Annotated in this window: 9 protein-coding genes and 1 pseudogene; 8 read left to right on the forward strand and 2 right to left on the reverse strand. The window is 73.4% G+C overall.

What is annotated here, in order from left to right; translation table 11 throughout:
- From ACE3Q3_RS21690 to ACE3Q3_RS21700, 3 genes and pseudogenes are all read left to right on the forward strand, one after another.
- Positions 1–873 (forward strand): annotated as a pseudogene (locus ACE3Q3_RS21690) (cell division protein FtsH); the annotation flags it as partial.
- Between the two features lie 34 nt (positions 874–907).
- Complete coding sequence (gene folP, locus ACE3Q3_RS21695) at positions 908–2023, forward strand: dihydropteroate synthase (protein WP_374449489.1); 1116 nt, start codon at positions 908–910, stop codon at positions 2021–2023.
- Positions 2020–2658 (forward strand): exopolysaccharide biosynthesis protein, encoded by a 639-nt coding sequence (locus ACE3Q3_RS21700; protein WP_374449491.1) that lies wholly within the window; start codon positions 2020–2022, stop codon positions 2656–2658. The genes folP and ACE3Q3_RS21700 overlap by 4 nt, the downstream gene beginning before the upstream one ends.
- Before the next feature lie 25 nt (positions 2659–2683).
- Here ACE3Q3_RS21700 and ACE3Q3_RS21705 read toward each other — a convergent pair whose 3' ends face one another.
- Positions 2684–2941, reverse strand: coding sequence for a twin-arginine translocase TatA/TatE family subunit (locus ACE3Q3_RS21705; protein ID WP_374449493.1), 258 nt, complete (start codon positions 2939–2941; stop codon positions 2684–2686).
- Positions 2942–3148: 207 nt separating this feature from the next.
- Here ACE3Q3_RS21705 and glmM point away from each other — a divergent pair, with 207 nt between their 5' ends.
- From glmM to ACE3Q3_RS21720, 3 genes are read left to right on the forward strand one after another with little or no spacing between them, the layout of a single operon-like run.
- A complete protein-coding gene (gene glmM, locus ACE3Q3_RS21710) occupies positions 3149–4513 on the forward strand; it encodes a phosphoglucosamine mutase (protein ID WP_374449495.1) in 1365 nt (454 codons plus the stop codon).
- Positions 4513–5316 carry a bifunctional hydroxymethylpyrimidine kinase/phosphomethylpyrimidine kinase gene (gene thiD, locus ACE3Q3_RS21715; protein WP_374449505.1) on the forward strand — a complete coding sequence of 268 codons (804 nt, stop codon included), beginning with the start codon at positions 4513–4515 and terminating at the stop codon, positions 5314–5316. Before glmM ends, thiD begins: the two co-directional genes overlap by 1 nt.
- A gap of 58 nt (positions 5317–5374) precedes the next feature.
- Positions 5375–5764 (forward strand): hypothetical protein, encoded by a 390-nt coding sequence (locus tag ACE3Q3_RS21720; protein ID WP_374449497.1) that lies wholly within the window; start codon positions 5375–5377, stop codon positions 5762–5764.
- 1 nt (position 5765) lies between these two features.
- Here ACE3Q3_RS21720 and ACE3Q3_RS21725 read toward each other — a convergent pair whose 3' ends face one another.
- Positions 5766–7163 (reverse strand): PLP-dependent aminotransferase family protein, encoded by a 1398-nt coding sequence (locus ACE3Q3_RS21725; protein ID WP_374449499.1) that lies wholly within the window; start codon positions 7161–7163, stop codon positions 5766–5768.
- Between the two features lie 90 nt (positions 7164–7253).
- On the opposite strand from ACE3Q3_RS21725, the gene ACE3Q3_RS21730 reads away from it, so the two are divergent.
- Both ACE3Q3_RS21730 and ACE3Q3_RS21735 read left to right on the forward strand, forming a co-directional pair.
- A complete protein-coding gene (locus ACE3Q3_RS21730) occupies positions 7254–7478 on the forward strand; it encodes a DUF1127 domain-containing protein (RefSeq protein WP_374449501.1) in 225 nt (74 codons plus the stop codon).
- A 46-nt stretch (positions 7479–7524) separates the two neighbouring features.
- The coding region (locus ACE3Q3_RS21735) for a PhzF family phenazine biosynthesis protein (protein WP_374449503.1) at positions 7525–7720 on the forward strand (196 nt) is incomplete at its 3' end.

Here is a 7720-nt window from a genome sequence, read left to right on the forward strand (position 1 = left end):
GTCATCGCCCGCGGCACGCCCGGCTTCTCCGGCGCCGACCTCGCCAACCTCGTCAACGAGGCGGCGCTCCTGGCCGCGCGCAAGGGCAAGCGCGTCGTCACCATGACCGAGTTCGAGCAGGCCAAGGACAAGGTCCTGATGGGCGCCGAGCGCCGCTCGATGGTGATGACCGAGAAGGAGAAGGAGACGACCGCCTACCACGAGGCCGGTCACGCGCTGGTGGCGCTGAAGGTGCCGGGCCACGATCCGTTGCACAAGGTGACGATCATCCCGCGCGGCCGCGCCCTCGGCGTCACCATGAGCCTGCCCGAGAAGGACCGCTACGGCTATTCCCGCCAGGAACTGGCCGCGCGCCTCGCCATGATGTTCGGCGGGCGGGTGGCGGAGGAGCTGATCTACGGCACCGAGAACGTGACCACCGGCGCCTCCGACGACATCCGCCAGGCGACCAATCTCGCGCGCCGCATGGTCACGGAGTTCGGCTTCAGCGACCGGCTCGGGCCGCTGCGCTATTCCGAGAACGAGGACGAGGTCTTCCTCGGCCACTCGGTGACGCAGCGCAAGAACATCTCCGACGCGACCGCGAAGCTGATCGACGAGGAGATCCGCCACTTCGTCGAGGGCGGAGAGGGCGAGGCGCGCCGCATCCTCACCGAGAACATCGACGACCTGCACACGATCGCCAAGGGCCTGCTGGAGTACGAGACGCTGAGCGCCGACGAGATCCGCCAGCTCCTCGCCGGACAGCCGATCGTGCGGCCGACGACGACCGAGGATCAGCCGAAGGCGCCGCCGCGGCGCCCCGGCTCGGTGCCGAACACGGGCCGGATGGAGCCGCCCGGCATGACGCCGGAACCGCAGCCGGGCGCCTGATCGCCCGGGCGCGGGGCCGCCTCGACCGCCGCCCATGCATCCGCTCGACGAACTCCTGCCGCCCGGGCCCGGTCGGCAGGAGTTCTACCTTCTGCCGACCGGACTGGAGACCGGCCGGGCCGCGCGTGCCCTGACGGCGGCCGGCCTGGCGCGGCCGCTGGCGGGCGGGCCGACGGCCTTCACGACGGTCGAGGTCGCGGTCCGCGGCCCGGCCGGGGCGGTCCGGTCGCAGCCGGCCCCGGTCGCCGCGCTCGCGGCCTGGGCCGCGGAGCGGCCCGATCTCGCGCCGCGGCTGACGGCGACACTCGATGCCATTGCGGCGCCCCGCGCTTCCCTCTGCGGCGCCGCGCTGCCGGCAGTCATGGGCATCGTCAACGTCACGCCGGACAGCTTTTCGGACGGCGGCGACCGCTTCGAGGCCGCGGCCGCCGTGGAGGCCGGCCTGGCGATGGCGGCGGCGGGCGCGGCCTTCGTCGATGTCGGCGGCGAATCCACCCGACCCGGCGCCGAGCCGGTGGCCGAGGCGGAGGAACTGCGTCGGGTCCTGCCGGTGGTCGAGCGTCTCGCGGCCGCCGGGGTGCGGGTTTCGGTCGACACGCGCCGGGCCGCCGTCATGCGCGCGGCACTGGCGGCCGGCGCCGCGCTGGTCAACGACGTCACGGCCCTCGCGGGCGATGCGGAGTCGGCCGAGATCGTCCGCACGGCCGGCTGCCCCGCGGTGCTGATGCACATGCAGGGAGAGCCGCGGACGATGCAGGCGGCGCCGCGCTACGGTTCGGTCCTCCATGACGTCCACGACTATCTCGCGGGGCGGCTGGCCGACCTCGCGGCGGCGGCGCTGCCGCGCGCGCGGTTCGTCGTCGATCCGGGCATCGGCTTCGGCAAGACGCTCGCCCACAACCTCGAGATCCTCGGCGGCGTCGGCCTCTATCTCGGCCTCGGCGTGCCGGTGATGGTCGGCCTGTCACGCAAGGGGTTCATCGGTCGGCTGGGCGGCGGCGCCGCGGCGCGCGACCGGCTCGGCGGGTCGCTCGCCGGGGCGCTCTGGGCGTTGCAGCGCGGCGCCTCGATCCTGCGCGTCCACGACGTTCCCGAGACGGTTCAGGCGGTCGCCCTCTGGCGGGCGATGGCCGAGGAGAAGACGGCATGACCAACCCAGTCGGCCACGACGGCGAACCCGAACGCACCTCCGCCCTGCTCGCGCGCATGGCGCGGGACATGCCCGCCGAGCGGATGCCGCTGCGCGATTTCGTCGAGGCGCTGGGCGACCGTGGCTTCGCCATCGTCCTGCTCGTCCTGGCCGCGCCCAATTCCCTGCCGATCCCGAGCCCGCCCGGCCTGTCGACGGTGTTCGGCGTGCCGCTCGCCTTCTTCTCGGCCCAGATGATGCTGGGGCGGCCGCGCCCCTGGCTGCCGGAACGGCTGCTGCGCCGCACGGTCGGGCGGTCGGAGTTCCGCCTGATCGTGGCCAAGATCCTGCCCTGGCTCGACCGTCTCGAGCGCTGGTGCCGGCCACGCGGGCAGGTGCTGACCGGGCCGGTCGCCGAGCGTTTCCTCGGCGGCGTCTACCTGCTGCTGTCGGTGATCCTGGCGCTGCCGATCCCGGGCGGCAACTTCCCGCCCGGCCTGGCGATGACCGTCATGTCCCTCGGCCTGCTCGAGAAGGACGGCCGGATGGTCGCGATCGGCCTCGCCATCGGTATCGCCGCCGTCGCCATCGTCGGCGCGATCGTCATCGTCTCGTTCCACCTCGTGGTGGAACTGTTCCAGCGCTACCTCCTGTAGCCCCCGACGGGGGCGGGCGGCGCCGTCAGGAGGCCTTCTGCGCGGCGCCCGGCTGGGTGTGCTCGGCGGTCGCGTTGGCCGCCGGCGCCGGGTTCACCGGGCGCGACGCCGCGGCATCGGCCGGCGCGATCTCCTCCGGCTTGTCGTCGTCCTTCATCCCCTGCTTGAAGTTCTTGATGCCCTTGGCGACGTCGCCCATCACCCGCGGCAGCTTGCCGGCGCCGAAGACGATGAGAACCACGGCGAGGACGATCATCCAGTGCCAGATGCTGAAGCTGCCCATTCCTCTCTCCCAGATCCGGTTGCGGCGCCGGCCCCCTCCCGTCGCCCCACCGATCGCATATGGCGGGCGCGAGGGGCGCTTGCCACCCCTCCGGGCCATCGGGCCCTCGCCGCCGTTTCCACCCGGCTGTTATATACGGGTCGGAGTTTCCGGGCGAGTCCGGCCGGACGCCGGCCGACGACCGGGCGTGGGGAGAAGCGACGGACGATGACACGCAGGCTGTTCGGGACCGACGGGATCCGCGGCAAGGCCAACCAGCCGCCGATGACGGCCGAGACGGCGCTGCGGGTGGCGATGGCGGCCGCCGGCCGGTTCCGCCGCGGCGAGCACCGCCACCGCGTCGTCATCGGCAAGGATACGCGCCTGTCCGGCTACATGCTGGAGCCGGCGATGACCGCGGGCTTCGTCGCGATGGGCATGGACGTGGTGCTGGTCGGGCCGATGCCGACGCCGGCCGTCGCCATGCTGACCCGCAGCCTCCGGGCCGATCTCGGCGTCGTCATCTCGGCTTCCCACAACGCCTACGAGGACAACGGGATCAAGCTCTTCGGGCCGGACGGGTACAAGCTGTCCGACGCCGTCGAGATCGAGATCGAGGCCCAGGTGCTGGGCGAGGTGCCGTTCGGCGCCGCGCTGGCCGGCCCGCGCGGGCTCGGCCGTGCCCGCCGCCTCGACGATGCCGGCGGCCGCTATATCGAGGCGGTGAAGGCGGGCTTCCCGAAGGGGCGGCGGCTCGACGGGCTCAAGGTCGTGGTCGACTGTGCCAACGGCGCCGCCTACCGGGTGGCCCCGACCGTGCTCTACGAACTCGGCGCCGAGGTGGTGCCGCTGGCGGTCGCGCCCGACGGCTTCAACATCAACGCCGGCTGCGGCGCCACCCATCCGGGGGCGATGTGCGAGGCGGTGGTGGCCCACGGCGCCCAGCTCGGGCTCGCGCTCGACGGCGACGCCGACCGGGTGATCCTGGCCGACGAGACCGGCGCCGTCATCGACGGCGACCAGCTGCTGGCGCTGATCGGCTCGGAATGGGCGCGCTCCGGCCGCCTCGCCGGCGGGGCGGTGGTGGCGACCGTGATGTCGAACCTCGGGCTCGAGCGCTTCCTCGCCGGGCGCGGCGTCGGGCTGGTGCGCACCGCCGTCGGCGACCGCTATGTCGTCGAGGAGATGCATCGCCGCGGCTGCAATGTCGGCGGCGAGCCCTCCGGCCACATCGTGCTGGGCGACCTCGCGACCACCGGCGACGGGCTCGTCGCGGCACTCCAGCTCATGGCCTGGCTGGTCGAGCGGCAGATGCCGGCGAGCCGGGTCGCCCGGCTCTTCGACCCGGTGCCGCAGCGCCTCCAAAGCATCCGCACCGGCGCCCCGAACCTGCTGGCCGACCCCGGCGTGGTGGCGGCGATCCGCGACGGCGAACGCCGGCTCGACCGCGGCGGCCGCATGCTGGTGCGCCGGTCCGGCACCGAGCCGGTGATCCGGGTGATGGCCGAGGGCGACGACCCGGTGCTCGTCGACGCGGCGGTCGAGGGCGTGATCGCGGCAATCCGCACCGCCGACCGGACGGGGCCGGCGTGATGCGCGGCCGCGTGCTGATCGTCGCCGGCTCCGATTCGGGCGGCGGGGCGGGCATCCAGGCCGACATCAAGGCGGTGACGGCGCTGGGCGGCTTCGCCATGACCGCGGTCACCGCCCTCACCGCCCAGAACACGCTGGGGGTCCATGGCGTGCTGCCGGTGGCGCCCGACTTCATCGCCCGGCAGATGGCGGTGGTGCTGGACGATCTCGGCGCCGACGCCGTCAAGACCGGGATGCTGCACGACGTGCCGGTGATCCGGACGGTGGTCGAGATGCTGGCGGCGCGGGCGCCGGACGTGCCGCTGGTCTGCGACCCGGTGATGGTCGCCAAGGGCGGCCACGCGCTCCTCGTCGAGAGTGCGGTCGAGGCGCTGCGGCGCCTCCTGCTGCCGCGGGCTGCGGTGCTGACGCCGAACATTCCGGAGGCGGAGGCGCTGCTCGGCCACGCCATTCCCGACCTGGCGGCCATGGAGCGGGCGGTCGTCGAGATCCGCCGGCTGGGGCCGGCGGCGGTGCTGCTCAAGGGCGGGCACGCGGCCGGCGACGAGGTCGTGGACATCCTGGCGGATGCGGGCGGCATCCACCGCTTCCGGTCGCCGCGCATCGCCACCCGCCACACCCACGGCACCGGGTGCACGCTGGCCTCGGCGATCGCCGCCGGCATCGCCCAGGGCATGCCCCTGGTCGCCGCCGTGGCCCGGGCGCGCGACTACGTGCTGGAGGCGATCCGGCGGGCGCCCGGCTACGGCCAGGGGCATGGACCGCTCGACCACGGCCACACCATGTGCCCTCCGGGCGGTTGAACCGGCCGGCTGCGGCGCCCATGATCTTGCTTGGTCCGGATCAGGAGGAACACGGGCGATGAAAGCGACGATCGCAGCGGCCATGGCCGCGATGGCGCTGACGGCGGTGCCGGCCGAGGCGGCCTATATCGAGGTCTGGAACCTGATGACCGCCAACCCCTACGGTTCGCAGCTCCTGGTCGAGGACGTGCGCTATGCCGACGGCGGCGTCGACGCCCCGTCGCGACCGGTCGGGCAGACGCTGCGTCTCGGCGACGGCAGCGTCGTCGGCTTCGTGCTGGTCGCCCAGACGCCGTCGGGCGGGCTCGCCTTCGCGCTCCAGTGCGGCCCGGAGCCGGCCTTCTCCCGCGTCGAGATCGAGAATCCCTGGACCGTGAGTGCGAGTGGCGCCTGCCAGGTGGTGCGGCGGGGCAGCCTCGTTCCCGGCAACATGATCCAGTGGGACTGAGCTAGACGACCGAATCCGCCAGCGCCGGGTTCTCCGCCAGCAGCCCGTCGAGGATCTCCAGGCCGCGCGCCAGTTCTTCGCGGCCGGCGGCGGCGCCATAGCAGATCCGGACGGCGTCGGGCGCGGCCTGCCGGCTGACCGCGAAGGCCGTCGGCGGCGTGACCGCGACGCCGCGGCGCCGGGCCTCGGCGACGAACTCGTCCGCCCGCCACCCGTCCGGCAGGCGCAGCCAGGCGTGATAGCTGACGGCGCCACCGGGCGCCCGCGCTCCGGGCAGCGCCGCTTCGACCATCGCCTGCCGGGCAGCGGCCTCGGCCCGGCGCTCGCGCACCATGCGCTCGGCGGTGCCGTCGCCGATCCAGCCGGTGGCGATGGCGGCAGCAATCGGGCTCGCCATCCACGAGGTGGCGCGGATCGCCTGTGTCACCCGTTCCAGCCGCCCCGGCCGGGCGGTGACGTAGCCGATGCGCTGGCCGGCCGCGATGCTCTTCGACAGGCTGGTCAGGAACAGGCCCTCGGCGATGCCGAGCGCGGCGATGGCCGGCGGGGCGTCGGGCACGAGGAAGCCGTAGCAGTCGTCCTCGATGATCGGAACCTGATGCCGGGCCGCGACCTCGGCCACCGCCTGCCGCCGCGCCGCGGGCATCACCACGGCCGTCGGGTTGTGCAGGGTCGGCATGCAGTAGACGGCCTTGGCGCCGGTTGCACGCAGGGCGGCGGCCAGCGCATCGGGCACGAGCCCCTGCTCGTCGATCGCGACGCCGACCAGCTTGAGACCGAGGAGCGCCGCGGCCGCCTTGACGCCGGGGTAGGTCAGGTTCTCGACCAGCACCGTGTCGCCGGACGCGGCGACGGCCGCGAGGCAGGCGACGATGCCATGCTGGCCGCCCGCCGTCACCGCGACCTCCTCGAGCCGGACGGGAAGGCCGCTGCGCCCGATCCAGGCGGCGCCGGCGGCGCGGTCGGCGGCCCGCCCGGCATGCGGATGGTAGGGCAGCAGCGCCGCGAGGTCGCCGCGTCCGGCGAGGTGGCGCAGCGCCGCGGCGAGGTCGGCCTCGTGCCCCGGAATGACCGGAAAATTGAGGCTGAGGTCGATGAGCGCCGGCTGCGTGGCGACGTCGGCGGCCGAGTAGGAGATGGCGACGTCCGCCGGGGCGGCGCCGCGGACATAGGTGCCGCGACCGACCTCCCCGGCGATCAGGCCGCGCCGCTCGGCCTCGGCATAGGCACGGGTCACGGTGCCGACGGTGAGCCCCAGGCGCCATGCCAGATCGCGGTGGGTCGGCAGGCGCGTGCCGGGACGCATGGCGCCGCGCCGGATGTCCTCGGCGAGCGCGTCGGCGATCGCCCGGTACTTCGGGCCGGGGCGGTCGGCGAGATGGGGCAGCCAAATTGTCATGGAGACAATGGATATATTGACATGACTTGTCGGGTCAATGCTTTGTTGTGATCGCCGATTGTATCGGTGATTCAGTCAGGGAATGGAACAATGTCTGCCGACAATCCCGGCCTGTCCCGGCCCATCCTGTCCGCTCCCGCCGCGCAGCGGCGGCCCTCGCTGCTGCTCCGGCTCGGCTCGGCCGTACTGCGCTGGCAGGATCATGCGCGCGAGCGCCAGCAGCTGGCGGCGATGGATCCGCGCATGCTGCGCGACATGGGCATGACCCCGGACGACGTGTCGCGCGAGCTCGGCAAGCTCCACTGGCGGCGCTAGGTCCGCGTGTGCGAGGCTGACCGAAATGGGCGACGGAAAGCGTTCGATGATCGTGCCGATCTATCAGGTCGATGCCTTCACTGACCGGATCTTCGACGGCAATCCGGCGGCCGTGTGTCCGCTCGAAGCCTGGCTGTCCGACCGGCACATGCAGTTCATCGCGGCCGAGAACAACCTCTCGGAGACGGCGTTCTTCGTGCCGGAGGGCGACGGCTACCGGCTGCGCTGGTTCACGCCGCAGG

The organism is Allostella sp. (genome assembly GCF_041913585.1).
In the GTDB taxonomy this organism is placed as follows: Bacteria; Pseudomonadota; Alphaproteobacteria; order ATCC43930; family Allostellaceae; genus Allostella.